This window comes from Pseudomonas sp. A25(2017) (assembly GCF_002001065.1).
GTDB lineage: Bacteria > Pseudomonadota > Gammaproteobacteria > Pseudomonadales > Pseudomonadaceae > Aquipseudomonas > Aquipseudomonas kilonensis.
This window is the reverse complement of sequence record NZ_MUOA01000089.1, coordinates 142,917-169,553: the sequence shown is the minus strand read 5'-3', so window position 1 is coordinate 169,553 and position 26,637 is coordinate 142,917. Positions and strand designations below refer to the sequence as shown.

Annotated in this window: 22 protein-coding genes; 8 read left to right on the top strand and 14 right to left on the bottom strand. The window is 63.9% G+C overall.

What is annotated here, in order from left to right; translation table 11 throughout:
• Nucleotides 1-3 precede the first annotated feature (3 nt).
• Both B0E42_RS23220 and B0E42_RS23215 read left to right on the top strand, forming a co-directional pair.
• Complete coding sequence (locus B0E42_RS23220) at nucleotides 4-567, top strand: helix-turn-helix domain-containing protein (protein ID WP_018612737.1); 564 nt, start codon at nucleotides 4-6, stop codon at nucleotides 565-567.
• A gap of 15 nt (nucleotides 568-582) precedes the next feature.
• Nucleotides 583-2,025: an FAD/NAD(P)-binding protein gene (locus B0E42_RS23215; RefSeq protein ID WP_077507665.1), complete on the top strand. Its 1,443-nt coding sequence runs from the start codon at nucleotides 583-585 to the stop codon at nucleotides 2,023-2,025.
• A gap of 181 nt (nucleotides 2,026-2,206) precedes the next feature.
• On the opposite strand, the gene B0E42_RS23210 is transcribed toward B0E42_RS23215, so the two are convergent.
• From B0E42_RS23210 to B0E42_RS23200, 3 genes are all read right to left on the bottom strand, one after another.
• Nucleotides 2,207-3,322 (bottom strand): Gfo/Idh/MocA family protein, encoded by a 1,116-nt coding sequence (locus B0E42_RS23210; RefSeq protein WP_053189088.1) that lies wholly within the window; start codon nucleotides 3,320-3,322, stop codon nucleotides 2,207-2,209.
• A gap of 234 nt (nucleotides 3,323-3,556) precedes the next feature.
• Nucleotides 3,557-4,324, bottom strand: a complete 768-nt coding sequence (locus B0E42_RS23205) for an SDR family oxidoreductase (protein WP_018612731.1) — start codon at nucleotides 4,322-4,324, stop codon at nucleotides 3,557-3,559.
• 24 nt (nucleotides 4,325-4,348) lie between these two features.
• Nucleotides 4,349-5,416, bottom strand: a complete 1,068-nt coding sequence (locus B0E42_RS23200) for a phosphotransferase family protein (protein WP_077507662.1) — start codon at nucleotides 5,414-5,416, stop codon at nucleotides 4,349-4,351.
• 198 nt (nucleotides 5,417-5,614) lie between these two features.
• Here B0E42_RS23200 and B0E42_RS23195 point away from each other — a divergent pair, with 198 nt between their 5' ends.
• The gene (locus tag B0E42_RS23195; RefSeq protein WP_003202818.1) at nucleotides 5,615-6,010 is read left to right on the top strand and encodes a DUF4280 domain-containing protein; all 396 of its coding nucleotides are present in this window, start codon (nucleotides 5,615-5,617) and stop codon (nucleotides 6,008-6,010) included.
• Between the two features lie 195 nt (nucleotides 6,011-6,205).
• Here B0E42_RS23195 and B0E42_RS23190 read toward each other — a convergent pair whose 3' ends face one another.
• The 10 genes from B0E42_RS23190 to tssB all read right to left on the bottom strand — a co-directional run bounded on the left by B0E42_RS23190 (nucleotide 6,206) and on the right by tssB (nucleotide 17,855).
• Nucleotides 6,206-6,748, bottom strand: a complete 543-nt coding sequence (locus tag B0E42_RS23190; RefSeq protein ID WP_077507659.1) for a toxin-antitoxin system YwqK family antitoxin — start codon at nucleotides 6,746-6,748, stop codon at nucleotides 6,206-6,208.
• 13 nt (nucleotides 6,749-6,761) lie between these two features.
• Nucleotides 6,762-8,771: a type VI secretion system tip protein VgrG gene (tssI, locus tag B0E42_RS23185; RefSeq protein ID WP_053189080.1), complete on the bottom strand. Its 2,010-nt coding sequence runs from the start codon at nucleotides 8,769-8,771 to the stop codon at nucleotides 6,762-6,764.
• Nucleotides 8,772-8,789: 18 nt separating this feature from the next.
• On the bottom strand, nucleotides 8,790-9,233 hold the full coding sequence (locus B0E42_RS23180; RefSeq protein WP_053189077.1) for a hypothetical protein: 444 nt from the start codon (nucleotides 9,231-9,233) through the stop codon (nucleotides 8,790-8,792).
• 55 nt (nucleotides 9,234-9,288) lie between these two features.
• Nucleotides 9,289-11,832, bottom strand: a complete 2,544-nt coding sequence (tssH, locus tag B0E42_RS23175) for a type VI secretion system ATPase TssH (RefSeq protein WP_077507657.1) — start codon at nucleotides 11,830-11,832, stop codon at nucleotides 9,289-9,291.
• 1 nt (nucleotide 11,833) lies between these two features.
• On the bottom strand, nucleotides 11,834-12,859 hold the full coding sequence (tssG, locus tag B0E42_RS23170) for a type VI secretion system baseplate subunit TssG (RefSeq protein ID WP_024617955.1): 1,026 nt from the start codon (nucleotides 12,857-12,859) through the stop codon (nucleotides 11,834-11,836).
• The gene (gene tssF / locus B0E42_RS23165) at nucleotides 12,823-14,613 is read right to left on the bottom strand and encodes a type VI secretion system baseplate subunit TssF (RefSeq protein WP_077507654.1); all 1,791 of its coding nucleotides are present in this window, start codon (nucleotides 14,611-14,613) and stop codon (nucleotides 12,823-12,825) included. The genes tssG and tssF overlap by 37 nt, the downstream gene beginning before the upstream one ends.
• Nucleotides 14,597-15,040, bottom strand: a complete 444-nt coding sequence (gene tssE / locus B0E42_RS23160; protein WP_053180243.1) for a type VI secretion system baseplate subunit TssE — start codon at nucleotides 15,038-15,040, stop codon at nucleotides 14,597-14,599. Before tssE ends, tssF begins: the two co-directional genes overlap by 17 nt.
• Before the next feature lie 13 nt (nucleotides 15,041-15,053).
• A complete protein-coding gene (locus B0E42_RS23155; RefSeq protein ID WP_024617958.1) occupies nucleotides 15,054-15,551 on the bottom strand; it encodes an Hcp family type VI secretion system effector in 498 nt (165 codons plus the stop codon).
• 231 nt (nucleotides 15,552-15,782) lie between these two features.
• Nucleotides 15,783-17,264 carry a type VI secretion system contractile sheath large subunit gene (tssC, locus tag B0E42_RS23150; RefSeq protein WP_018605729.1) on the bottom strand — a complete coding sequence of 494 codons (1,482 nt, stop codon included), beginning with the start codon at nucleotides 17,262-17,264 and terminating at the stop codon, nucleotides 15,783-15,785.
• 30 nt (nucleotides 17,265-17,294) lie between these two features.
• Nucleotides 17,295-17,855: a type VI secretion system contractile sheath small subunit gene (gene tssB / locus B0E42_RS23145; RefSeq protein ID WP_018605731.1), complete on the bottom strand. Its 561-nt coding sequence runs from the start codon at nucleotides 17,853-17,855 to the stop codon at nucleotides 17,295-17,297.
• A gap of 224 nt (nucleotides 17,856-18,079) precedes the next feature.
• On the opposite strand from tssB, the gene B0E42_RS23140 reads away from it, so the two are divergent.
• The 5 genes from B0E42_RS23140 (at nucleotide 18,080) to tssA (ending at nucleotide 25,605) form a co-directional block, all read left to right on the top strand.
• Nucleotides 18,080-18,529, top strand: a complete 450-nt coding sequence (locus tag B0E42_RS23140) for a hypothetical protein (protein WP_018605733.1) — start codon at nucleotides 18,080-18,082, stop codon at nucleotides 18,527-18,529.
• Nucleotides 18,530-18,593: 64 nt separating this feature from the next.
• Complete coding sequence (gene tssK, locus B0E42_RS23135; RefSeq protein WP_077507652.1) at nucleotides 18,594-19,925, top strand: type VI secretion system baseplate subunit TssK; 1,332 nt, start codon at nucleotides 18,594-18,596, stop codon at nucleotides 19,923-19,925.
• An 18-nt stretch (nucleotides 19,926-19,943) separates the two neighbouring features.
• Nucleotides 19,944-20,705, top strand: a complete 762-nt coding sequence (locus B0E42_RS23130; protein ID WP_024617961.1) for a DotU family type IV/VI secretion system protein — start codon at nucleotides 19,944-19,946, stop codon at nucleotides 20,703-20,705.
• Nucleotides 20,702-24,526 carry a type VI secretion protein IcmF/TssM N-terminal domain-containing protein gene (locus B0E42_RS23125; protein ID WP_077507646.1) on the top strand — a complete coding sequence of 1,275 codons (3,825 nt, stop codon included), beginning with the start codon at nucleotides 20,702-20,704 and terminating at the stop codon, nucleotides 24,524-24,526. The genes B0E42_RS23130 and B0E42_RS23125 overlap by 4 nt, the downstream gene beginning before the upstream one ends.
• Nucleotides 24,523-25,605, top strand: coding sequence for a type VI secretion system protein TssA (gene tssA / locus B0E42_RS23120; RefSeq protein WP_077507642.1), 1,083 nt, complete (start codon nucleotides 24,523-24,525; stop codon nucleotides 25,603-25,605). The genes B0E42_RS23125 and tssA overlap by 4 nt, the downstream gene beginning before the upstream one ends.
• On the opposite strand, the gene B0E42_RS23115 is transcribed toward tssA, so the two are convergent.
• Nucleotides 25,602-26,555 (bottom strand): 2-hydroxyacid dehydrogenase, encoded by a 954-nt coding sequence (locus B0E42_RS23115; protein WP_077507639.1) that lies wholly within the window; start codon nucleotides 26,553-26,555, stop codon nucleotides 25,602-25,604. The genes tssA and B0E42_RS23115 overlap by 4 nt on opposite strands.
• Between the last annotated feature and the right edge of the window lie 82 nt (nucleotides 26,556-26,637).

Genomic DNA, 26,637 nt, shown 5'->3' with positions numbered 1-26,637 from the left:
ATAGTGCACAAAGAATCCGGCCAGCGGGCCTCCGTCCTGCAACACGTCAGCCAGAACGTCCGTCGTCTGCGGCATGCCGCCGAGCTCAGCCAGACGGCGTTGGCCGAGTTGTCGGGGGTCAGCCGGCGGATGCTGGTGGCCATTGAGGCTGGGGAAAAGAACGTCAGCCTGACCACCCTGGACCGGGTCGCCGAAGCCCTGGACGTGGCCTTCAGCGACTTGATCCAGGCCCCCGAAGCCCGCGACCCGAGCCGCATCAACGAACTGGTCTGGGCCGGTGTGATCCCGGGCAGCAAAGCTGTGTTGCTCGCCAAGGCCACCGCCAGCCGTGAGGTAGAACTCTGGGAATGGCGGCTGGAGCCGGGCGAGCATTACCATTCCGAGTGCGACGCAGATGGATGGAGCGAACAACTTTATGTATTCGAAGGCTGCCTGACGTTGCTGCTGGGCAGCGAAGAGCGCCGCATAGGCGTCGGCGAGTTCTTCATGTTCGCCAGCAACCAGCCCCATGCCTATCGCAACGACGGCCCGGTGGCGGCGAGATTCGTACGCAACGTGGTGATTTGATTCCTGGAGAGCGGTATGGACACAGCGCTGGAGCGACATGAGCAGGGCATCACCCGGGAGGCCGATATCCTGATCATCGGTGGCGGCCTGAGCGGTGCCATGTTGGCCGCGCAGCTGCTGCGCCTGCCGGGCCGGCGCGAGGTGCTGATTGTCGAGCCGCGCAGTGAACTGGGCCGGGGCGAGGCCTACAGTGCCGTGGAACTGGGCCACACCTTGAACGGCAACGCGGCGCGGATGAGCGTCGACCCGGACAACGCCGATGACCTGACCCAATGGCTCACCGCGTTCATCGAGGCCGGCGGCTGGCCCGAGTCGGATCAGCAGCACGTGCCGATCAGCGAGTTGTTCCCGCCCCGGGGAATGTTTGGCCTCTATGTGCAACAACGGCTGGCCGAGGCTCGCGAGATAGGCGCGCAAAACGGTTCGACCGCCGAGCACGTGCGCGGGGAGGCCGTGGACCTGCGGGTTGCCGACGATGCCGTAATGCTGACGCTGGATGACGGCCAGGTCTTGCGCGGCCGTTTCGCGGTACTGGCCACCGGCATGTTCCCGGCGGCGCGAACCCCGCAAACCGAATCCAGCGGCTTGAATGCCGCGGCCCTGGACCCTTGGGATGTGGCTGCGATGCGCCAGCTCGATCCGCAGTCCACGGTGCTGATCATCGGCTCGGGGTTGACCATGGTCGATGCCGTCGTGTCCCTGGAGCAGGCCGGGCACCGTGGGCCGATCGAAGTGTTTTCCCGCCATGGTTTGTTGCCCCATGTGCGCCGCCAGCCCCCCGCCTGGGTGGATTTCCTCGCCGACGATCACAGCCTGCGGTCGCCACGCCAGTTGATGCGGGCCCTGCGCGAGCAATGCCGTCAGGCCCAGGCCCAAGGCATCGATTGGCAGGCCCCGTTGGACACGGTGCGCGCGCACATCGGGCGGTTGTGGAACCAGGCCAGCGATGTGCAACGCCGGCAGTTCGTCCGCCATGTACGGCCATGGTGGGAGAGCCATCACCATCGTTCGCCCCCGCTGAGCGCGGAGCTGGTGGCGCGTCTGCACGAAGAAGGGCGGTTGCGGATTCAGGCGGCGTCGTTCAAGGGGCTGGCGTCCTCTGCCGAGGGCACGCTGGGTATTACCATCCGCCGCCGGGGCGAGGCCGGACTGGCGGTGGTGCAGGGCGCGGCGCTGATCAACTCCAGTGGCATCGAATATGACTGGCGCCGGGTTGCGCGACCGTTGCCGCAGCAGTTGCTGGCCCGGGGGCTGATCCAGCCCGGGCCGCTGGCCCTGGGCATCGCCGCGCGTGCTGACGGTGCGGTGCTGGACGCCCGAGGCGAGCCTGCCGAGCGCCTGTTCGCCATGGGCCCGCCGTTGCGGGGGATGTGGTGGGAAAGTACTGCTGTGACTGATGTGGCGAGCCAGGCTAAGGCGCTGGCGGTGTGGCTGGTTGAACTGCAAACCCAAGATTGAAATTGAACCCCCTGTGGCGAGGGGATTTATCCCCGCTGCGTGGGAGCAAAGCTTGCTCGCGATGCAGGCGCCTCGGTTCCCAGGGAGACCGCGTCATCTTCATCGCGGGCAAGCCTTGCTCCCACAGATGGGGATAAATCCCCTTTCTACAGGGATTCACAAAATGGGCATAAATGAGCGCTTATAGCTTGCTGACCTTGACCCAACGCTCCTCCCGCGCCGCCACACGAATCGCCGCCGCCAACCGCTCCACTTCCCAGGCCTCTTCGAAGTCGGTCCCGCTGCCGCCTTCGCCTGCGAGGGTCATCACCAGTTCCTGGACTTCCAGGGTCTTCAATTCGTTGTACCCCAACTGGTGACCGGCGGCTGGGCTGAACGCGGCATAACCGGGCAAATCCGGGCCGGCCAGCAGGCGCTGGAAACCTGCCTGGCCGACGCGACACAGGCGCAGTTCATTGAGCCGTTCCTGATCGAACGCCAGGGTGCCGAGGGTGCCGCTGATCTCGAAACTCAGGTGGTTCTTGTAGCCGTGCTTGAGCCAACTGCTGCTCACCGTGCCCCGGGCGCCGTTGGCGAAACGCAGCAGCGCGTGGACCTGGTCATCGACCGCAATGGCGCGTTGTTCGGCATTGCCCACGCTGGCAGGGCGTTGGCTGTGCACGGTCTGGCTGTCGGCGCACACCGCTTCGACATCGCCCAACAAGTGCCGGGCCATGGCCAGCAAGTGGCTGCCCAGGTCCGCCAGTGCGCCGCCGGCGTGGGCCGCTTCGCAGCGCCATGACCACGGCGAGGCGGGGTCGGCCATGAAGTCTTCGCTGAACTCGCCCTGGAAACTGATGATCCGCCCCAGGTCGCCGCGCTGGATCAGCTCCCGCGCCCGTTGGATGATCGGGTTGTGCTGGTAGTTGTAGCCGACCCGCGTCACCACCCCGGCTGCCTTGGCCGCCTGGCGCATCTGCTCGGCCTGTTCCAGGGACACCGCCAGGGGCTTTTCACAATAGACCGGCTTGCCCGCCGCCAACGCGGCCATGGCCATGGGGAAGTGCAGGTGGTTGGGCGTGGTGATGGCGACCAGGTTGACCTTCGGGTCGTCGATCAGTTGTTGCCAGTCGCTGTGGGCCGTCTCGAACCCCCAGCTGTGGGCGCATTGCCGGGCTCGCTGCGGATCGGCGTCGGCCAGAGCCGCCAGTTTCAGGTTCAGGGGGAGGTCGAACACCGCCTTGGCATTGTGGAACGCCAAGGCATGGGCACGGCCCATGAAGCCGGTGCCAATCAGACCGATGCCGAGTTCACGCATGAGAAAGAGCCCTTTGAATTGTTATTTTCAGGAGGGCTATTTATGGAATAAATATTCGTTAATTGCAAATATTGGAATAAATATTCATCTCCGTGACTGCTGAGGATCCCCCTGTGGGAGCGGGCTTGCTCGCGAATACGGTGGATCAGTTAATGCAACTGTGACTGACGCACCGCATTCGCGAGCAAGCCCGCTCCCACAGGGGATTTCACAGGTCTGCCATGGAGCCTGTTGTCAGGACAGGAACCCACCATCCACATTCAACGCCACACCCGTGGTGTAGCTCGACGCATCGCTGGCCAGGTACAGCACCGCGCCGGCCATTTCGCTTGGGTCGGCCACGCGCTTGAGGGGGATCTGCGCCAGGGCGGTCTTCAGGATGGCGTCGTTCTTGACCAGTGCCGAGGCGAACTTGGTGTCGGTCAGGCCTGGCAGCAGGGCGTTGCAGCGGATGCCGAATTGCGCGCATTCCTTGGCGAAGACCTTGGTCATGTTGATCACCGCAGCCTTGGTCACCGAGTAGATGCCCTGGAAGATCCCCGGCGAGATGCCGTTGATCGACGCCACGTTGATGATGCTGCCGCCGCCGTTCTCGCGCATCAGCTTGCCGGCTTCCACCGACATGAAGAAGTAGCCGCGGATGTTCACATCCACGGTTTTCTGGAACGCACCCAGGTCGGTGTCCAGGACGTTGCAGAATTGCGGGTTGGTGGCGGCGTTGTTGACCAGGATGTCCAGGCGCCCGAACTGTTCGCGGATACCGGCGAATACCTGGCTGATCTGCTCCATTTCACCGATGTGGCAGGCGACGGCGGTGGCCTTGCCGCCAGCGGCGATGATGGCGTCGGCCACGTGCTGGCAACCGTCGAGCTTGCGGCTGGAAACGATTACATGGGCGCCTTGCTGGGCCAGCAGTTTGGCGATGGCCTCGCCGATGCCGCGGCTGGCGCCGGAAACGAAGGCGATTTTACCGTCGAGGTCGAACAACTGGGTCTTGGACATGCTGTTTCCTTGTTATAGGTGCGCTCAGAGCGTGGATTTGCTGATGACCTGCAGGCTCATCTGCTCCAGCAGTGTGTTCATCTGAACGAACTGCGCGAAGCGTTTGTCCTGGGTCTGGCCGTGGAAGAAGCGGTAGTAGATCTGCTGGACGATGCCGGCCAGGCGGAACAGGCCGTAGGTGTAATAGAAGTCGAAGTTGTCGATGCGGATCCCGGCGCGCTCGGCGTAGTAATCGACGAACTCGCGGCGGGTCAGCATGCCGGGGGCATGGCTTGGCTGGCGGCGCATCAGTTGGACGGGGGCCGGGTCTGCGGCTTCGATCCAGTAGGCGAGGCTGTTGCCCAGATCCATCAACGGATCGCCGATCGTGGTCAGTTCCCAGTCCAGCACGCCGATGATCTGCATCGGGTTCTCTGGATCGAGGATCACGTTGTCGAAGCGGTAGTCGTTGTGGACGATACTCGAAGTGGGATGGTCGGCCGGCATCTTGTCGTTGAGCCAGGCCTTGACCGCTTCCCACTTCGGCGCATCGGGCGTCAGGGCTTTTTCGTAGCGGTCGCTCCAGCCGCGGATCTGCCGGGCCACGTAGCCTTCGGGCTTGCCCAGGTCGGCCAGGCCGCAAGCGTTGTAGTCGACACGGTGTAGCTCGACGAGCCGGTCGATGAAACTCTTGCACAGCGCTTCGGTGCGGGCGGCGTCGAAACCCAGTTCCGGCGGCAGGTCGGAGCGCAGTATGATGCCCTTGACCCGTTCCATCACATAGAACTCGGCGCCCATCACTGACTCGTCGGTGCAGTGCACGTAGGCTTTGGGGCAGTACGGGAAACCCTCGCGCAATTGATTGAGGATGCGGAACTCACGGCCCATGTCGTGGGCGGACTTGGCCTTGTGGCCGAACGGCGGCCGGCGCAGGACGAATTCCTGCTCGGGGTATTCCAGCAGGTAGGTCAGGTTCGACGCGCCACCGGGAAACTGGCTGATCTGCGGCACGCCGGTCAGGCCGGGAATGTGGGCCTTGAGGTACGGGTCGATCAGGTTGGCATCGAGTTCTTCACCGTCGCGCACGCGGGTGGACTGATCAGTAAACGCCATGCTTATCCCTTCTGCTTATTTTGGAGGCCATCGATCATTGGCTAATCTAATGGCGCGTGGGAGGCGTCACAAGCACGCCAGGGTCTTATAGGTTAGCGTGTTGCCGGATAATCAGCGGGCTTGATGCATGGCGGCGTGCGCGTTGGGTAGGGGCGAGCTAAGGTTTCGGGATCTGTCGCTTTCAAAGGAGCAACCGCGATGGGATGCCCGCAAGTCTGTGGCACCGCGACCTTGCAATGCAGCTTCGGCGCTGCCCCGGCGGTGCTCAATGTGCTGCCGGTCAATCGCCTGCTGACCGGCGGGATGCCGGCGGCGAATATCATGGATCACATCCCGCTGGTGAACATCACCACGTTCGGCATGTGCATGAGCCTGGCGAACCCGACCGTGGCCGCCGCCACCGCGGCGGCACTCGGCGTGTTGACCCCCATGCCCTGCATCCCGGCCACCGCCGCCCCCTGGATCCCCGGCGGCGCCCCGACCCTGTTGCTGGGCAACATGCCGGCCATCGATGCCAACAGCACCTTGATGTGCACCTGGGCCGGGGTGATCAAGATCGTCGTGCCGGGGCAGGTGCAGATGCTCATCCCCTGATGGTTGCGCGGTGGACGCAGGCTAGCTGCCCACCTCCAATCCCCTGTGGGAGCGGGCTTGCTCGCGAAGAGGGTGGCACATTCAGTATTGATGTCGACTGTTAGGCCGCCTTCGCGAGCAAGCCCGCTCCCACACTGGGTCTTCAGTGGCCTCAAGTTTTGTGCTTGCCCTAAATCTCTTGTGGGAGTGGTGTGTTCAGGCCTGCGCTGGATCATTCCAGCGCCTGAACCACCAGCGCACTCGGGAGATCGGTTTGCCTTCGGCGTCCAGTGGCCGGCCGTCTTCGGCGTAGGCCTGGGGTGGTTCCAGCAGTTGGCCGTTGAGGTAGCGGGCTTCGACCGCCGGGTTGCCGTTGGGGTGCAGGCGGCGATAGCGGCCGTCGCGCACGCCGTCGCGATAGACCTCGGCTTCGGCCAGTTGCCCGTCGGGGAAGTAGTTGTTCGCCTCACCGTGCAGCAACCCGCGGCGGTACGTGGCCTGGCGTTGCAACCCGCCTTCGGCTGCATAGAAGCTCGCCACACCTTGCAGTTTGCCTTTCACGAACGGCAATACCGCCGAGACCTTGCCGTTGGGGTGATACAGGGTGCTGGTGCCTTGCAGTTCACCTTGGCTGTAGTTGAGTTTTGCTTGCGGGCGTTGGGCTTCTTCGATTTGCAGCGGGCCGTCGAGCTGACCATCGACCAGTTGCCCGCTCAGTTGGCTGTCACCACGCTCCAGGTCGAGTTTTTTCGGGGCCATCGGTGCGCTCCTGTCAGTTGACCTTCACCAGGCCGCCCTTGATGGTCAGCATGCCGCCGCCGTCCACGGTCTGTTCGGCCGCCGCCTTGTTCACCAGGCTGATGCCGGCGTCGTTGGTCAGGGTGGTGCCGGCCTTGTTTTCCAGCGAGGTACCGGCCTGGTTGCTCAGGGCCGTGCCGGCTTTCTGGCTGATGGACGTGCTGGCCTGGGCGGCCAGGTCGGCGCCGCTCTTGATCGCGAAGCTGCCGCCGCTTTGCAGGGTCAGGGTGCCGCTGACTTTGATGGTCAGGTTGCCGTCCACCGTCAGGCTGTAGTTGCCGGTGACCTTATGATCGTAATTGCCGCCGGTGCTGTGGCTCTGGTCCGAGCCCACGGTGACGGTGCGGGTGTCCTTCACATCGAGGCTGTCGCTGCCGGTCTGGATGGTCACGCTGCGCTTGCCTTTCTCCAGGGTCACGGTTTCGTCGCCGTCCTTTACCGTGCGGGTGCGGGCGTTCTGCACCGTGAGGGTTTCGTCGTGGCCGACGGTGGCGGTGGTGTCGTTGAGCACGTTGATGTTGAAGTCTTTCTGGGCCTGGAGAAACACTTCTTCGGCGTCCTTCTTGTCTTCGAAGCGCAACTCGTTGAAACCACCACCGCCCTTGGACGAATTGGTCTTGATCCCGGACTGGGTCTGGTTCGCCGGCAGCGCGTAGGGCAGGGCATTGTCGCCGTTGTAGACGCAGCCGGTGACCAAGGGGCGGTCCGGGTCGCCGTCGATGAAGGTCACGATGACTTCCTGGCCGATGCGCGGCACGAACTGCATGCCAAAGCCCTTGCCGCTCCAGGGCAAGACCACGCGGACCCAGCAGGATGAGGTCTCGTCGTTCTTGCCGGTGCGGTCCCAGGGGAACTGCAATTTGATCCGGCCGTATTCGTCGGTCCAGATTTCTTCGCCGGCCTTGCCCACCACCAGCGCCGTCTGGGTGTGCATGCGGGGTTTTGGCGTGAGGCGGGCCGGTCGATAGACCGTGGCCTTGGGGATCGCTTCGAAGCGGTTGCGATAGCTGTCATGGCTGGCTTCATGGCTGACCGCCGTCACGACCCAATCGATATTCAGCGTCGAGTCTTCATGGCCGGCGAGGGTGAACCAATACCCCGGCACCAGCCAGCGGCAGTCGCTTTCGCCGACGAAGCGTTTCTCCTGGCTGCGCAGGCCATCCACCCGCTGTTTGGTCAGCGCATCGCCCTGGGCCTTGGCGGTATAGCTGCCTGGATGTTCGTACACCGAGCTCGGCCCGGCCACAGCTTCGGCCTGGCTGTAGAGCGATGTTGTCGGCGTGGTGAATTCATAGTCGGTCGCCTGGTAAACCCCGGCCACCGCTTGCAGGCACACTTGTCCGGAGCGGATGCCGTGCAGTTCTCGTTCGCCCATTTTCTGCCCGAGATAATTCACCGTCGGCCCGTTGGGGATGGGCGCGAAGGCGTCGTTGCTGTCGGCCAGTACCAGCGTGTGCTTACCGTCTTCATGACTGAAGAACCAGAAAATCCCGTCTTCTTCCAGCAGGCGCGAGACGAAGGCCAGGTCGGTTTCGCCGTACTGCACGCAGTACTCGCGGGGTGTGTAGCTGCCGCTGAGCTTGAGCTGGAAGTCGGTGAAGCCGTGGCCCTTGAAAATCGTCGTGACGATGTCCGAGGTGGCAAGGTTCTGAAACACGCGGTTGTTGCTGGCCAGGCTCAGCCACCAGAGCCAGGGCCGGAGCAGGAGTTGATAGCGCTCGGCGGTGGCGTCGGCCGGCAGTTGGCGGATCTCGGCCACCAGCCAATCCAGCGGACGCAGCAAGGCATCCTTGTGCAGCGTGGCGGTCACGTGGCTGGCGACGGCCGTCGTGAGGTCCAGCGAGGCGCCATCGTTGATGCCGTTGAGGATGTGCGAGCCCAAGCCGTTGAGGCGTTCTTCGCCGGACAGCGATTCAGGGTACAGCGCCGACAGCGAGGTGGCGGTGAGGGAGAGGGTGGTGTTGCTGTCGGTGGAGCGGGGCATTAATCATCCTCGGCACGCTCAAATATCGTCAGGAAATCCTTCGACTGGGCCTGCCCATAAACATGACTCCACCGGGAAAGGAACATTGTCCAATTGATTGGTATTGACCCCGATACGTTGGGCACAGATTTTTTCAGGCTCGCCAACTTTTTTGATCCTGATGGATCCGTTATTGACATAGTCATCCACTGATTTCATCTGTTTTGGTTTTATCCATGTGATGTTGAAATACAAAACATAGACTTCTGAAAGTTTGCTAATACCGAGTTTTTCTTTTTTCTTTCGTATTTCAGACGGCGGTATGGTGGTCAAATAAAAGCCTTCCTCATGCTGTTTAGTGAACCATGCCCACTTTTGAGGTTGATTCATCGTGCATTTCCACTCCTGAACGGCGGGGACGCCGATTTGATTGCCAGTTATGGATTTGGCCGCCGACTGGGTGGTGTAGTGATAGAACTTCATAACGTGCTCCGGTCCAACTCAGAAAGTCTTAACAGGCTATGAACAACGACGGAGGTTATTCCAACACCCACTCCGCCAACTTCCCCGTCACCTGCGTCATCAACACATTCTCGACATCCCGTGCCCCCGCCGCGCTGCACTTGGCCAACACAGCCTTGACGATCCCCGCATCGAACTCGAACTGCTTGCCGGTCGCGGCCTTGTAGCGCCCGCGCAATTTCTCCAACTTCGCCAACACAATCCCTTCCAGCGTCGCTTCATCCAGCGGCCGATAAGCCACCACCGTCATACGCGCCAAAAATGCCGGCCGGAATGCTTGCAGCAGCACTTTGTGCAAGGCTTCGTTGAAGGCGTCGCTGCCCAGTTGCGCGCTAGGCGTATCCAGCAATAGCTCGGCGCCGACGTTGCTGGTGGCGAGCATCACGGTGTTCTTGAAGTCCACCACCAGACCGGTGCCGTCTTCCATCAGGCCTTTGTCGAAGACGTTGTAGAAGGCTTCGAGCACATCCGGGTGGGCCTTTTCGATTTCATCCAGCAGCACCACGGAATAGGGTTTGCGCCGCACCGCTTCGGTGAGCACGCCGCCGCTGCCGTAGCCGACGTAGCCGGGCGGGGCGCCTTTGAGTTGGCTGACGGTGTGGGCTTCCTGGTACTCCGAGAGGTTGATGCTGATCAGGTTGCGCTCACCGCCGTACAAGGCGTCGGCCAGGGCATAGGCGGTTTCGGTCTTGCCCACGCCGGTGGGGCCCACCAGCAGGAACACCCCGACCGGTTTCTGTGGGTCGGTGAGGCCGGCGCGGTAGGCTTGCAGGCGTTGGGCGATGGTGTTCAACGCGGTGCTCTGGCCCATGACCCGCTGGCCCATGCGCTGGCCTAGGGTGCGCACGGCGTGGGCTTCGTCGGCGAGCATCTTGCCCACCGGGATGCCGGTCCAGCCGGCAATCACGGCGGCGACGGTCTTGCTGTCCACCTGTTCGGGCACCAGCGGATCGTCCTGGCGAATGGCATCCAGGCCCGCCTCCAGGCGCAGCAGTTCGGCGGCCAGGTGGTCGATGCGGTTATCGATCTCGGTGTCGGCTTTTTCACTGTCGGCGCGTTCGCTCAGGGCAAGCAGTTCGCGCCGGGTATCGAGCAGTTCGCGCACGGCTTCGCGCTCTTCGCCCCAGCGGGTTTCCAGTTCGCGGATGGCTTGCACGTTGCTGGTCGATTCGCCTTCGAGCAGGGTGATGCGTTCACGGTGATCGAGCCCGGTCGCCTGTTCCCGGCGCAGGCGTTCGACCTCGTCCTTGAGGCTGTTCTGCCGATGGCGCAGGCTTTCCAGCGGTGGCGGCACGTCGTGCTGGCCGAGGGCGACCCGGGCGCAGGCGGTGTCGAGCACGCTGATGGCTTTGTCCGGCAACTGTCGCCCGGAGATGTAGCGGTGGGACAGCTTCACCGCCTCGTGGATGGCCGCGTCCAGCACCTGCACGCCGTGGTGCTGTTCCAGTTTGCTTGCCACGCCGCGGAGCATTTCCACGGCGGTCAGTTCGTCCGGTTCTTCGACCTGCACCAGTTGGAAGCGGCGGGCCAGGGCCGGGTCTTTCTCGAAATATTTTTTGTATTCCAGCCAGGTGGTGGCGGCCAGGGTGCGCAGTTCGCCCCGGGCCAGGGCCGGCTTGAGCAGGTTGGCCGCGTCGCTGCCGCCCTCTGCGCCGCCGGCGCCGATCAGCGTATGGGCTTCGTCGATGAACAGGATGATCGGCTTTTCGGCACGGCGTACCGCGTCGATCACGCCTTTGAGGCGCTGTTCGAATTCACCTTTGACGCCGGCACCGGCCTGCAACAGGCCCAGGTCGAGGACACGCAGGGTGACTTCCTGCAACGACGGCGGCACATCCCCGGCGGCGATACGCAGGGCCAGGCCTTCCACCACCGCAGTCTTGCCGACGCCCGGTGCGCCGACCAGGATCGGGTTGTTCTGCCGGCGCCGGAGCAGGATGTCGATGCACTGGCGGATCTCGCCGTCGCGGCCGACGATGGGGTCGATGCGCCCGGCCCGGGCGTCGGCGGTCAGGTCCTGGGTGTACTGGTCCAGGACCGGGTCCTGTTTCTGGGGAGGCTCGCCGGGTTTGGCCGGGCGCACGCCACCGACATGCTCACGGGAGCTTTCGGTCCATTCCAATAGGTGGGCGCGCAGGGCGTCGCGGGGAATGCGCAGCAACGACGAGGCGCTGTTGAGCAGCAGGCTGCGGCGCTCATCACGGTCCAGCAGTGCCAGCAGCAACAGCCCGGAGCGGATGCTGTCCAGGCCCAGCACGCTGGCCTGGACCACGGCGTCTTCCAACAGGCCGATGGTTTGTGCCGACAAGGCGGGCGTGCGGGTGCTGCCGGATTTGAACAGGTCCAGGGCCTTGTTGGTTTGCGCCGCCACCGCGTCACGCTCCAGACCGAAACGTGGCAGCAGGCAGGCAAAATCACCGCCCTCGATGTCGAGCAATTCCAACAGCAGGTGTTCGATTTCCACGTAGTGGTGGCTGCGCTGCATGCAACGTTGCGCGGCCCGTTCCAGGGCGCGGCGGTTGTCCGGGTTGAGGCGTCCGATCAGGCTGGCCAGTTCCATTTCAGGCAATCTCCGGCTGACGAAGGCGGGTTTCGATCCGTTGCACGGCGAGGGTTGGCTGGCGTTGCAGGCCGCCGTTCCAGTTCAGCCGTGGCGCTGCCTGGCGGTCCAGTTGCAGCGGGCCGGCGCCGCGGATCAGCAACACCAGGGTGCAATCCAGGTCGGGGCCGAAGTACAGGGCGTAGAGGCTGGCGAGCAGCGGATGGGCTTCGCCGTTGGGCAGCAGTCCGCTGGCCTGGCCCGTGGTCAGCGGGCCGAGGGTCAGGCGCACGCCGGCATGTTCGTCCCAGACGTGGGTGCCGGCCACCGCGTTGCGGCCCAGGCACAGGTTGCGCCCGCCTGGTTGCAAGCGGCTGCGGCTGGCCGGCGGGATTTCACGCCAGCCACCTTCGTAAGCCGTCAGCTCCACGGGCAGCCCGAACTGTTCACGGACAATCGCCGCGAACCCGTCCAGGGAGCGCCGGCCATCGGCGTACAGCGCGGTGCAGGCCAGTACTGCCGAGTCGGGTGCGGCCTGGCGCTCCTGCAAGGCCTTGGGCAGCAGGCCGGTCAACGCCCGCAGTTGCGCGTGTACGGCGGACGATCCCGGGGCAGTGAAACCCAAGGCGATGCGATGTTTGCGCATCACCTTGTAAAGCAGGCTGAGCAGGCGATGCTGGAACAGGTCGAGGAATTCCGCCGGGGCATGATCCTTCGCCCGTGCCCGTTGTTGCAGCCATTCCTGGTAGGCGTAGGGCAACGGGCCGTCGGGGCCGCCGAGGCCGAAGATCGGCGTGGTCAGGGTTGGCGGCAGGCCGGGTTCCTGGCCCAGGCTTTCCACTTCGCTGGCGGCGAACAGCGGCGTCAAGGGCCCGCGCAGGCGCAAGGCTTCGGCGTGCGGCGCGGTGCCGCTGCCCAGGGGCTCGGCCTGGGGATGTTCACGTTCGAGCAACAGCAAGGCCTGGAGCCATTCGAAGCGTTGCGGGTCGCGTCGCAGGCGCTGGCTCAGGTTCAGAGCACCAGGGGTTTGCCGGCTTGGGGTTGCCATGTCTTCACCTCCTTGTCGGACTGGACCAGCACGGTGCGCACGAAGCGATTGGCGGTGGCATAGAGGGAAAAGAATTGCGCCAGCACCCCGGAGAACAGCACGGCGCTGCTACCGACGAAGTGTTGCGGATCCAGTTGCAGGCGCACCTCCAGGCCGTTGCGCCAGCCGCGCCAGGCGTCTTCGCCGACATGGGCGATGACCCGGTCGCAGCCCAGTCCCGATACCCCTTCGATCTGGCGATGGGCGCTGGCCTCGTCCCGCAGGTTGTGCAATTGGAGAATCTCGCGCAATGCGTCCAATGCCTGGGGGCCTTCGACCAGCGACAAATGGTTGAGGGTCAATTGCGACACCAGCCGCCAGCGCGATTCGCCGTCCAGGCGCGGCAGGCTTTGCGGGCTGGGTGGGTTGCGCAGGCGCGCCCAGGCCACCGGCCCTGGGCGCTCGAAACCCAGTGGGGTGCCGGCCGGCAGGCTTTGGGCCAGGTGGCGGTTGGTGCACAGCAGTTCGGCGGTGAGGCTGTAGTCGCGGGTTTCGGCCAGCGGGTCGAACTGGGTGTCCACCAGGCTGACCATCAAGTCGGTGCCCAATCGGTTCGGGCTCATGCCACTGACCCGTCGGGCATGCCAATAACAGGTTTGGTCGTTGCCATGCTGGCTGCCGTAATAGGCCGGCACTTTGCGCACGCCCTGGCTGGACATGGCGCGCATGCCACGGATGCTGTGGATCTCGACGCTGTTTTCCCGATGACTGTCGGCCACCAACCGGTACTCGCTGCGGGTGCCATCCGGGCGCAGCGGCTCGGAAGTCCTGGGAAACAGGTTGATCGCCGGCGTGCAGCCCAGGGCGATGTCGCTGGCCTGGAGCGGCAGGCGGCTGGTGGGAGGGCGGTCGAAAACGATGTACAGGTACAACGACGGGCCGTCGCTGGTGGCACCGGCCAGTGGCAGGTCGAAGAAGCCGAATTTATCCGGGAAGGCAAAGTACTCGGCCAGCAGGCGCATGCCGGGGTGCACGCCGTCTTCATCCGGCAGCAAGACCTGGTCACTGGCGAAGCCGACGATCTGTGGCAAGCCCTTCAGCGACTCCGGCGCGCTGCCCGGCGCACCGGCCAGGACCTCGATGGCGTGCGCGCCCAGCAAATCGTACAGCCCGGCGTTGATGATCGGTGACGCCGCCAGGTGTACCCGCAGCGAGTCGATTCCCAGCGTCGACCACTGGCTTTCGCCCAGGCATCGCAACTCCAGGCGCAAGGCCGAGCGGGCCCGAACCACTCCGGTCAGCGCCTGGGTTTCGTCGCTGCCCAGCAGCAATGCCTCGCTGATTTCCACCGGCCACAAATGCACAGCGGCGGTGGTGCGAAAATGAATGCTCTGGCCTTTGTCCGTGGTGACGAACAACGGTGTGTCGCGGGGCAGCGGGTAGCCCTCGTTCAAGTTGCCTTTGCTGGGGTCGGGCTCGAACTGCACGATGGAGCACGACGGCAAGGGCCGCATGGCCAACGGGTAAAGCTGTTCGAGCAGGGCATCGCTGAACTCGGCGTAGTCGTCGTCCAGCCGGCGTTGCAAGCGGGCGGCCAACAGTGCGAAACCTTCCAGCAGGCGCTCGACATGCGGATCGGGGCATTCGCCGGGGGACAACTCCAGGCGCCGGGCGACCTTGGGGTAGCGCTCGGCGAACAGGCTCCCGGCATGCCGCAACCAGGTCAGTTCGCGTTGGTAATAGTCCAACAGTTGCGGGTCAATCGAGTCGCTCATGTCGTACCTCAAGGCCGTCGCCGGCGTGCTCGATGACAAAGGCCACGGGCCAGGCATGCAGGTCGCCGCGCAGCTCGCCCAGCAGCCGTATGCACAGTTGCTGCGGATGGCCCGGCACCGGGCAGACCTCGACCTCGCCCAGGCGCAGGCGAGGTTCGAAGTGGGTGATGGCCTGGCGGATTTCCCGGGTCAGTTGGCGCCGGTCATCGCTGCGCTGCTGTTGCAGCGCGGTCCAGTCGGCGATGCCGTAGTCCAGGATGCTTGGCGGTTCGGTCAGCGCCCGTGGGCCGCGTCGGGTATTGAACAGGCGCGACAGTTCGGCATGTACCGAGTCCTGCAACGCCTGTCGGTCGAACACCCGCCCGGTATCGTTCGCCGGGCTGGCCAGGCGTTCGAACAGGGGCGGGCGCAGCCCGAAGCCAGCCATGGGCGCGGTTTCCTTACTTGGTCATTTTGTTGGCGGCCAGGTCCCAGGTCGTGCCCGCCGTGCCTTCCTTGGTGCCGTCGTCTTTCTGCGCAGTGAGCTCCCATTTGATCTTGGTGAAGTTCAGCGACAGGGTTTCCACCGGTTTGCCGCCGGTGCCGCCGCTGACACTGACGTTGGACAGCACGACGTTGGTCAGGGTGTAGATGATGAACGGCATGAGTTTGCCGCTGCCCTCGGCGGCGTTGCGGCCAATGGTGATGACGGCTTGCGGGATCGGCTTGCCGGCGCAGCAATATTCGTTGAGCGAGGGGGTGGAGCTGTCGACGAATTTGGTCAGGGTGAATTCGCCGATGTGCGGCCGGCCGGAAGTACGCTCCGAGTTGCTGACGTCGTTGGTGACCTGCATTGCCACGTTATGGCTGTAGGACATGACCTCGATCTTGTCCGTGAAACCCTCCAGCAGGCTGTCGCCCTTGATGTCGCCGCCGAGGTCGAGAATGATTGCATCCATTGTGTGGAACTCCTGAAGAAGACGAAATGGGCGGTGCCCAGTACCGATCCGTTAAAGACGAACGCCGAACCTGTGGCGAGGGGATTTATCCCCGCTGGGGCGCGAAGCGGCCCTAAATCTGATCACCCGGTGTGTCAGGCAGATTGAGTGGAGCGCTTAGAGGGCTGCTGCGCAGCCCAGCGGGGATAAATCCCCTCGCCACAACAAGCTCCTCGCCACAGGTTTCAACCGTCAGGCAGCTACCGGCGGCGGCAGGGTCGCCACCAGGCGGATCGAGGCGGTCAGTTCCTCCAGCTGGAAGTGCGGCCGCAGGAACACCGTGGCCTTGTAGGCGCCTGGCTTGCCGGCCACTTCCGTCACGTCCACTCGCGCTTCGCGCAGCGGGTACTGCGCCTTGATCTCTTGCGGCGCGTTGTCGTTGATCAGCACGTAGTCGGCGATCCAGTTGTTGAGGTAGGTCTGCACGTTGTCGCGGGTCATGAAACTGCCGACCTTGTCACGCATGATCACCTTCAGGTAATGGGCGAAACGCGAGGCCGCGAGTACATACGGCAACATCGCCGAGATCCGCGCGTTGGCGTTGGCCTCGTTGGTGTTGTAGAGCTTGGCCTTGTTGGTGGTCTGGCCGCCGAAGAACACCGCCACGTCGCTGTTTTTCTTGTGGCACAGGGAGATGAAGCCCAGGTCGTTGAGTTCTTTTTCGCGGCGGTCGGTAATCGCCACTTCGGTCGGGCATTTGAGCGACAGGTCTCCGGAACTGGTGCGGAACGTATGGGCCGGCAGGCCTTCGACCGCGCCACCACCCTCGGCTCCGCGAATGGCTGCGCACCAGCCATATTTGGCGAAGGCTTCGGTGATGCGTTGCGCCAGGGTCCAGGCGGCGTTGCCCCACAGGTATTTGCTGTGGTCGGTGCCGTTGACGTCTTCGACGTAGTTGATGCCTTCCACCGGCAGCGTGTCCGGGCCGTACGGCAGGCGCAGCAGGAAGTGCGGCAGCACCAGGGACACGTAGCGCGAGTCTTCGCTTTCACGGAAGGCGCGCCACTTGATCAGCTCCTGGCTCTCGAAAATCTTCGACAGGTCCCTGGGGATCGCCAGTTCGGTGAAGCTGGTCATGTCGAACAACCGCGGGCTGGCGGCGGCAATGAACGGGGCGTGCGCGGCGGCGGCGACGTTCGAGAGTTTTTCCAGCAGGCCGATGTCCTGCGGATGCCGGCCAAAGGTGTAGTCACCCACCAGCAGGCTGAACGGGTGCCCGCCGAAGGTGCCGTATTCTTCCTCGTAGATTTTCTTGAACAGCGCGCTCTGGTCGAATTCGACGGCTTTTTCCAGGTCGTTCTGCAGTTCTTTCTGGGTGACGTTGAGCAGGCGCAATTTGAGCCGGGTGCTGGTCTCGGTGTTCTGCACCAGCAGGTGCAGGCCGCGCCAGGAGGCTTCGAGTCTCTGCAGGTCAGGGTGGTGCAGCACTTCGTTGAGCTGGGCGCTGATCAGTTGGTCGATCTGGCTGATGCGGTCGTTGATCATCGCCACGGTGTCCTTGTCGATGGCCATGCCTTCGTCGAGGACCTGGGTGGCGAATTCGGCCAGCATGTCGCGGGCGTAGTCTTGCTGGCTGTCGTCGTGGGCCATGCGGCCTTCGGCGATGATCTTGTCCAGCAGGGACAGGGTCTGGGTCGTGCTCTCGCTGGTTTGAGCGCTGGATGAAGCAGGCATGGCGTTATCTCCCTTGAATGATGCGCGCGATCAGGCCTGTGGTTCGGCCGGGGCAGGGTCATCGTTGGCGGCCACGGTCGGCAGCTCTGGCGGTACGTCCTGGGGCCGGGCCGACTTGATCTCCTGCAGGCCTTCTGTGTTGGCGATCACGTCGCGCAGCAGCTTGTCCAGGTCGTCGTTGCCATCGAGTTTGGTCAACAGGTCCCGCAGGCGTTGGCGCGCTTCGAACAACCGGCGCAGCGGCGTGACCTGCTCCACGACCTTGACCGGGTCGAAGTCGTCGATATGACGGAAGTTGAGTTCGATGTTGAGCTTGCTGTCGTCGCCGCTGAGGGTGTTGTTCACCTGGAGCGTGGCGCGGGGGGAGATGGAGGCGAGCACCTCGTTGAAATTATCCCGATCGATTTCAGTAAAGCGCCGCTCATTGAGCTTGGGCAGCGGGTCCAGTGGCTTGCCCGAGAGGTCGGCCAGAATGCCGACAACCAGTGGCAATTCTTTTTTCTCGATGGCGTTGCCGATTTCCACGTCATAGGTGATCTGGACGCGGGGAGGACGGACTCTGTCGAGCTTGTGCTGGGTACTTTCTGCCATGGCGGCCGACTCCGATGCATGTGCGGGCGCAATGCATCGGGAGTCCCGCTCATCGCAATCCCTTGCTGATCCACAGGTTGCAAATGGACGGCAGAAAACCTGTCATTCCCTTGACGAACCTGGCGCATTCGACCGTGTGGGTCGAACTACCCAAGACGCTAGAACAGGTCTATAAAAAAGCAAGCAAAAACAATTTTGGACCGCTGAGAAAAGGAAGATTCATTTTGCGTGGGTTTTTTTTCGGATTTTTTTTGAGCCTGGCGCTCACCGGTTGCTCGCTTTTTGCGCCCAGTGTCGACCTGGACAGCCTGACCCTGGACGTCGCGCCGCGGGCCAATGACGACACGCCGATCGCGGTGGATTTCATCGCGGTGAACGACCCGGACCTGCTCAAGCAGCTGTCGGGCATCACCGCCAGCCAGTGGTTCGCCGAGCGCGAACAGTTCCAGCGCGACTATCGTCAACTCATGTCGGTGTGGGGGCTGGAGCTGGTTCCGGGGCAATTCATCGACCGCCAACCCTTCCCGTTGGAGGGCCGGCGCGCCGCTGGACTTTTGGTCTTCGCCAGCTATAACACTCCCGGAGCCCACCGGCTTCGGCTGGACGATCAGCGCCAGGCCTGGCTGAAGTTCGACAGTCGCGAGATGACCCTCGTGAATGATGGGGCTCGATGACAGCCAGCCTTGAGTGACCGCGGGCCGCCATGCGCGGCGACATTGGGATGTCGAAGGGAGTCGTATGAGTCTGTTACCTGACGCGGTGTGCTGGCATGAGGGCATGCAATTGCTGCCCCAGCATTTTCAATTGCAAGGGCTGCGTGCCGAGGCCCTGGCTGCGTATTTTGCCGGGGCCTGCAACCCTTGGTTCTGGGGTGTCAGCCAGCTGGAAGTCGATCCTTCAGCCCTCAGCGCCGGCCTGGTGCGGCTGCTGCAACTGCAAGGCACCTTGCCGGACGGCTTGCCGGTCAACCTGCAGGCCGGCGTCGGGCCGACCTTGGAGCTGGACATCGGTGAGGCGATCGACAAGACCGACGACGCCACCGTGACTGTGTACCTGGCCGTCAGCCCGCTGTGGCGCGCCGGGCAATTGGTGCCGCTCAAGGGGCGCCTGCAATCGGTGGTCGGCGAGGCGTTGCCGGACCTCACCAGCGGTGCATTTCCCGAGTCGATCACCGTCTGGCGACCCAACCCGAGGCTGTGCACGCAACTGAGCAAGGCCGATTCGATCTGCCTGCCGCTGTTGCGCATCCGCAAGGAGGGCGGTGGCTTCTGGCGCGTGCCCTACACCCCGCCGACGCCGATCCTGTTGCCGGAGTCGACCCTCGGTCGACGGGTCGCCGGTGTGTGCGCCCGGGCCCGGGAAAAGTGCATGTTTCTCGCTGGTCGCTTGCGTCAGGCCCAGGCGGCCGGCAACCAGGACGATGCCATGGAGATCCGTCGGCAATTGACCGCCTTGTGGGCGCGCTTGCCGGAAGTCGAAGGCGCGCTGAATACCCGGGTGGCAACGCCCCAGGCGCTCTACGGTTTGCTGCTGGGGCTGGCCGGGAGCTGGTCGGCCCTCGATCCACTGGCGGGCGTCCCGGCCTTCGCACCGCTGGATTTCCTCGAATTGCAGCGCGGCTACGAGCCGTTGCTCGACTGGCTGGAAACCACCCTGGAATTGGTTCGCGCCGGCTATCGCAGCCTGGCCTTCGAGCGCAATGAGCAGGTCTTCTCGATCCAGTTGCCTGACGACGAGCCGGAACAACGCCTGGTGATCGGCCTGCGCATGCCCAACGGCGCCAGCGAGCAGGCGGCGGGCGAGTGGTTGCGCGGGGCGATCATCGCGTCGGCGCGGCACATCCCGCTGCTCAGCCGACAACGCATGAGCGGTCTGCCCCACCAGGCCATGAGCCGCAACGAACAGGTGGCCTACAGCGTGGGCGAGGACACCCGTTTGTTTGTGGTGGTCGCCAGCGGGCAATGGTTCGACGCGCAATTGCCGCTGCACATCGTGGCACCGGCATCGGCCCAGGCCAGCAGCCCGTGGCAAGTGGTGTTGTTCGTGGCGCAAGCCAGTGAAAGTGCCTGATCGCAAAAGGGGAGTCGTATGCCTGATGGAAGTGGCGGGGCGGTTCGGAGTCTGCATGAGGCGCCGCTGAGCAGCGCTTTTCGCCAGGCCTGGCTGAAGTGGTCCCAGGAGTGGCAAGACTTGCCCAAGGACAGCGACCCTGCGGTATTGGTCAATCGGGTGGTGGAGTTTTCCGGGCGCAGCGCCCAGCGTCTGTGGCGGGTGGCCTTCGCCACCGTCGGCGATGCCGCCACCGAGCAGGTCAAGTCGCTGGTCTATGCCTTCGTGGCGCTGGTGGACGAAACCTTGCTGTTCAGCCCCTGGCCCGGACAACTGGCGTGGCAGCAGCACCCCCTCGAGTCACGCATGTATGCCAGCCGCCAGGCCGGCGAGCGCTTGCCGGCGGCGATCAAGAAACTGCTGGACGAGCAGATGCCCGGCACCCGGGACCTGGCGAACGTCTATCTGCAATGCCTGATCCTCGGGTTCCAGGGGCGATTGCGTGGCGAGCCGGGCCAGGTCCAGCATGCAAAGTGGCGCGTGGCGCTGTTCACCTTCGCCTGGCAACACGACCCTGATTACGTCGACGTCAGCCAGCGCCTGGCGCTGGCTTCGGCGACGCCGCCAGTGCGCATGCCAGTGCAGCAATCGCTGCCGGACGGCTTTCGCCTGGGGCTGGCGATCCTGGCGATGGTGTTGCTGCTGACCGGCTTGGGGCAGGTGTTCTGGCGTGACATCCGTTCGGAACTCGAGCCGGTGCTGCAACTGAATGAGTCGGTGGTTCAGGAGCAGGACTCATGAGCACCCTGAGCATCGTTGCCCTGGTGGTGCTCGCCATCGTCATGGTGCTGTTGATCGCGGCCCTGATCTGGTGGCTGCGGACCCAGGGCGGGGCGGCGATCCGCAGTTTCTATGGGGCGGTGCGCCGCATGGAGCAGGAGCAGGGCACCCGGGACCGCTATCAGATGCCTTGGCTGATGATGCTCGGCAACGAAACCGACGGCGCCCAATTGTGCGCCCAATGGCGCTTGCAACCGACCGACAAGGCGGCCTGGTTCGGGCGCTGGTTTTCCGATGCCGAGGGCTCGGTGCTGGTGGTGCCCCAGGCGTTGTTCCTGCCCGATGACGGCATGAACCGGCAACGGGGCAACTGGTGGCGCCTGCTGGGGCTGATGTTGCGCTTGCGCAGCAAGCGGCCATTGGATGCGGTGATCTGGACCGTACCTTTGAGCACCCTTGACGACATCGAGCACACCACCGAGCTGAGCCTCAAGGTCCGGCGTGTCTTTATCGACCTGTTGCAACGGTTCGGCCTCAGCCTGCCGGTGTACGTGGTGATCACCGGGATGGAAGAACTGCCCGGGGTCCAGGAACTGGTCAGTGCGCTGCCCGCCGAGGCGCGTGAGTCGATGCTGGGTTGGTCCTCGCCCTATTTGCCGGATGCGGCCTGGCAGTCGCAGTGGAGTGACCAGGCCCTGGACCAGGTCAACGCGGCGCTGTCGCAGTCGATCATCGAGATCGGTGCGCTGTCGGGGCAATTGAGCACCGATCTTTATGGGTTGCCGGAACGTTTCGAAGGTTTGCGGCGGGCCTTGCAGATCCTGCTGGAGCCGGTGTTCCAGGGCAACGCCCAAGGTGAAGCACCGCGTTTTCGCGGGGTGTACTTCACCGCCAGCCAGGCACCGGCCGTCAGCAGCGACGGTTTGACCGCTTCCGATAGTGCCCAGCGGCAAACCGTGTTCGCCCGGCAATTGTGGTCGCGACGGCTGATGGCCGAACGTGGCCTGGCCCAGCCTGTGCCACGGCTGTTGCGCCTGCGCCAGCGCGGGCATCGGCTGGCCGGAGCGGTGGCGTTGGTGGTGGGCCTGGTCTGGCTGGGAGGCATGGTCTGGGTCTGGCACGATTCGGTGGAGCAAGCCGAGGGGCTGTCGCGGTTGATCCTCAGCGCCCATAAGAACCACCTCGTGGTCGACCCTGACGAACCGCAACTGGAACCGACCCGGCACAATGTGCAGAACTACTGGAACGTGCTGGAAAAGGCCCCGAGCTGGCGCTTCGTCTCAGTGGTGTTTCCTACTTCGTGGTTCTCTTCCGTGGACACGCAACTGGAGAATGGGTTGCGCCTGACGGCTCGGCACCATTGGATATTGCCCTTGCGGGACCTGCTCAATTCCGACCTGGAACAGCTCAAGTCCATCCGCAACACTGAGCGGCGGGGCAATGTGGAGAACGAAGACCCGGCGCAGTGGCAGAGCTACGTTAAGGCCAAGGAACTGGTGGAGCTCGCGGTACGCCTTGAGCAGCACAACCAGATGTTCAGTCAGGTGGTGAACGATCCCAAGGCACCGCTGGACGAACTGGTGCAACTGAGCAACACCGCCTTGTCCCTGGGTCTCAACACTGGCACCTTGAGCCGGCCACGGTTCTACAACCGGGTGCTGTTCGATGCCCAGAACAGCGATTTGAAAGGGCTGGACCTGAACGCCGCGCGCCCGGTGATCTCCGATAACTTCACCGGCCTGATGCAGCGCTGGCTGGACCATTACTTCCTGGCGGACAACTTTGTGCGCCAGGCCGGTTACCTCAAGCTGCACCTGCAACGGCTGGAGGCCGGCAGTGGCAATTCGTTGAGCGAACTCGAAGACCTGATGGCGCTGATCGACGATTTGCAGACCCTGGTCAGCCTGACCAACTCGGCCTGGGGCCGGGGCAAGGGCCAGGACCTGGTGCCCGGCTACAGCCAGATGCTGGACAAGGTCAGCCACAGCACGTTGTTGGGGCCGGATATCGAGCAGGACCTGGAGAGCCAGGCGGCGAAGTTGCAGCAGAGCTTTCGTGACCAGTGGATCGTCCAGACCGGCTCCGGGGACAATCTGCTAGTGCAACAGGGCAGTGGCCTGCTGGTTTTGCAAGACCATGTCACGGCGCTGGACGGTGCGGTGCAGGCGCTGTTCAAGCGTGATTTCGTGGCGCTGGCCATGCAGAAGGATCCGTCGGGCAACACCTCCGATTCGATGGGCCAGGGCGATGGCAGCGATGATTTCAGCGTCGCGCTGAACTACTTCACCAGCTACAAGAGCTATGCCAATGAAGAAATGCCGCGCATTCCGCCGGATTACCGTGATGCGCTGATGCAGGCCGCTGAAGGCGCCGCGGCCCGGGCCATGTGGTTGAGCCTGGATGAAAGCGACGAGGCGCTGCCCGGCATGGGCTTCAATGTGCAAACGACCCAGGCCGTTGCGCTGCAGAAAGCCTTCATGGACGTGCACCGTGGCGACCTGGCGATGCGTTTCCAACGTCTGCTCAATCGCCGGGCATTGGCGCAGCTCAAGAGTGGCCTGGACGAAATCGATGCCCAGCCGCTGTTCAGCCAGCGGGCCGATGTCCAGCGCTGGGACGGCTCGAAGAACTTCGGCTTGCAGCTCTACGGTGCCAGCGATCCACAAGACCTGAAGCTGAACCTGGCCCAGCAATTCGGCGCGATGCTGCAGATCGCCGAGCAGCGAATGCCCGCGCTGGAATGGTTGATCGTCCAGCAGGACAACCTGTCGGCCCTGGAACACGACCAGGTGGCACGCTTCATGGCCCTCAACGATGAATTGCTCAAGTACAAGAACCAGAACCCGGCCAGCTCGGCGGCCCAACTGGAACAATTGGTGAGCCGGGACTTTATCGCCATGGACACCACCTCCTGCGCGCAAATCTTGCAGACCGCCAGCTTGCCCGGCGGGCGCGGCGACCTGGCCCTGCGCACGGTCGCGTTGCAGCAGGGCGCCCTGCAACGGTGCCTGTACCTGCAACAGAACCAGGCCGCGACCGCCTGGAATGATTTGGCCAACTACTTCAATCAATACCTGGCCGGGCGCTTTCCGTTTTCCCAGGACGTGCGGGCCAGCGATGCCGACCCGGCGCGGGTCCAGCATTTGCTGGAACTGATCGACACGCGCCTGCCCCTGGCCCAGGCCGGGCTGACGTTGAGCCAGACGCCAGAGCGGCTGGCAGCCGAGGATTTCCTCAACCGTTTGAAACAGGCCGGTACCTGGCTCGGGCCGCTGTTCCTGCGCGACAAGAGTGGCATCCTTGGGGTGGAAATGGACGTGCGCTGGCGCACCGATCGCGATGAGGAGCGCGGTGCCGACCAGGTGATCGCCTGGAGCCTGGACGCCGGCAACCAACAGATCAGCTACCCCGGCGGCGGCCAGCCGAACCTGCGCTGGATGGTCGGCCAGCCCGTGCGCCTGACCTTGCGCTGGGCCCGCAACGGCTACCAGCGTCCGGCCAACGACCCGCTGCAACCGAACCTGGTGGTGCGCGACCTGGAGGCCGGTTGGGAATACCAGGGACCCTGGTCGTTGCTGCGCCTGATGCGCTCGCAGGTGGCGAGTCAGCGCCAGCCGAATGTCGACTACACCGATTTCCCCCTGGCCCTGCAACTGCCGGTGACCGCCCAGACCCAGGCCCGCACGGCGCAGCAAACGTTGATGTTCATGCGCCTGTCGTTGATGAGCCAGGGCTCCAAGCTGCCTTTGTCGATCCCGCCGCTGCCGACGCGGGCGCCCCGTTCACCTTTCATGGCGACCGCATCGAGCCCCGCCATTGCCACTCGTGAGGAGGGCCTGTGAGCTTGCCGATATCGCCTTTGCCTGAGTTGGTCAGCCAGTTGCTCGAGCCGATCAGTGCCGAATCGCCCTGTGGCCCGGACCTGCGCTACGAACCGGAATATGACCAGTTGCGCGAATTGCGCCGGGAGGACGACACCAGCCTGCCCACCGGTGTGTGGCAGTCTTCGATCAAGCGCGCCCTGTGGCCAGACCTGGAACGGCTCGCGACCACGTTGCTGCTGGAGCGCAGCAAGGACCTGATGATCAGTGCCTGGCTGGGGGAGGCCTGGCTGCATATGGCTGGGCTGGAAGGGTTGCCGGGCAGCCTGGCGCTGGTGGCTGGACTGTGTGAGCGCTATCCGGAGCAGTTGCACCCCCAGGCCGAGGAAGGCGACCAGTCATGGCGGGTGATCCCCCTGGAGTGGTTGGCCCGTCGCTACAGCGAAGTGCTGCTGACGCGGGTGCCGTTGTTCGACGGCCGGGAACAGACCTTCGCCGCTTTCTGCCTGGACGACTGGCAACGCTTGCAGCGCCAGCAAGTGTTGGTCAACGACAGCAAGAACGCCAAGGCCTCGGCCGAAGCGGCGCGCAACGATCAAAAGAAACTCAGCGAACTGATTCGCAACACACCCTTGTCGTTCTGGTTGCATCGCCAAGGCAGCCTGATGTTGAGCCTGCAACACCTGCAACGGCTCGAAGCCTGGAGCGACGCTTACCTGGGCAACCTGGCCCCGGGCTACAAATCCCTGCAGGACGTGATGCAGGCCTTGTTGGCACTGGTAGAGGAGTTCATCGCGATGCACCCACAGCAACCCACCGTCGCGCCGGTGCAAACGTCCCCGGCGACCACGACGTCGACGTCCCAGCCGCAGACGGCACCTGCCCAGGTCTTCCAGGAGCCGGCCAATCGTGAAGAGGCCTACCGACAATTACTGGTCATCGCCGGTTACCTGGCTCGCACCGAACCCCACAGCCCGGTGCCCTACCTGATCCGACGCGGCGTGGAGTGGGGCAACAAGCCGTTGAGCGAGTTGCTGGGGGAACTGATCAGTGCCGATGCCGAATCCCGGCGCTTGTGGACGTTATTGGGCGTTCTCTAACGCTCCTCGTCGGACCACGGCACTGGCGTCAACACCGGTTTGCCGGAAAAGAACGCGGTCAGGTTCTGGCCCACCAGCTCTACCATTGCGCGGGTCGCTTCCGGTGACAGGCCTGCCACGTGGGGGGTGAGGACGACGTTGGGCAGGTTTTTCAGCGCCTGCGGCACCTCGGGCTCGTTATCGAACACATCCAGGGCCGCTCCGGCGATTCGCCGGTGCTCCAGGGCGCTGATCAGATCGGCGGTGGCAACCACGCTGGCCCTGGCGACGTTCACCAGAAACCCTTTTGGGCCGAGCGCATCGAGGGTCTGTTTGTTGATCAAGTGCCGGGTATCCAGGCCGCCTGGCGTGGCGACGATCAGGAAGTCCGAAACCCGCGCCAGTTCCGTGGGAGTGGCGCAGAAGTTGTAGGGCACGTCATTGCGCACCCGGCGATTGTGATAGCTGATACTCATGTCAAAGCCCAGTGCGGCCCGTTTGGCGATCGCCATGCCCACCGCGCCGAGGCCCAACACGCCCAGCCGCTTACCCGCCAGGGAAGGGCGCGCAACCCTTGGCCATTCGCCCCGCCGCAGGGCGGCATCGGAGTGGGGTATGTCGCGCACCAACGCCAGCAACAGCGCCATGGCATGGTCGGCCACCGACGACGCGTTGACCCCGGCGCCGTTGGTGACCACGATGCCCCGATGGCGCGCGGCCTGCAGGTCTACTTGTTCGTAACCGGCGCCGATCACGCAGATGATTTTCAGGTTGGGCAGGGCGGCGATCTCTTCCTCCGTCAGGCCCAGGGGGCCGCGGGTCAGCACTGCGCTGAAGCGTTCACCGTGTTCGAAAATCGCCGTCTTGCGTTCGGCAGGCGTGGGCGCCAATTCCAGGTGGTAACCCTGCTTCTCGAGAATCGGCAGGCATTCATTGACGGTTTCAACCAGTACCAGAACGGTTGCGGTCATGCTGGGCTCCTGTGGGCGCTGGGGCGATTTCAAGTATTCAACCTGATTGTAGGAGCCGGGGGCAGGGGGGCTTGGCTTTTTA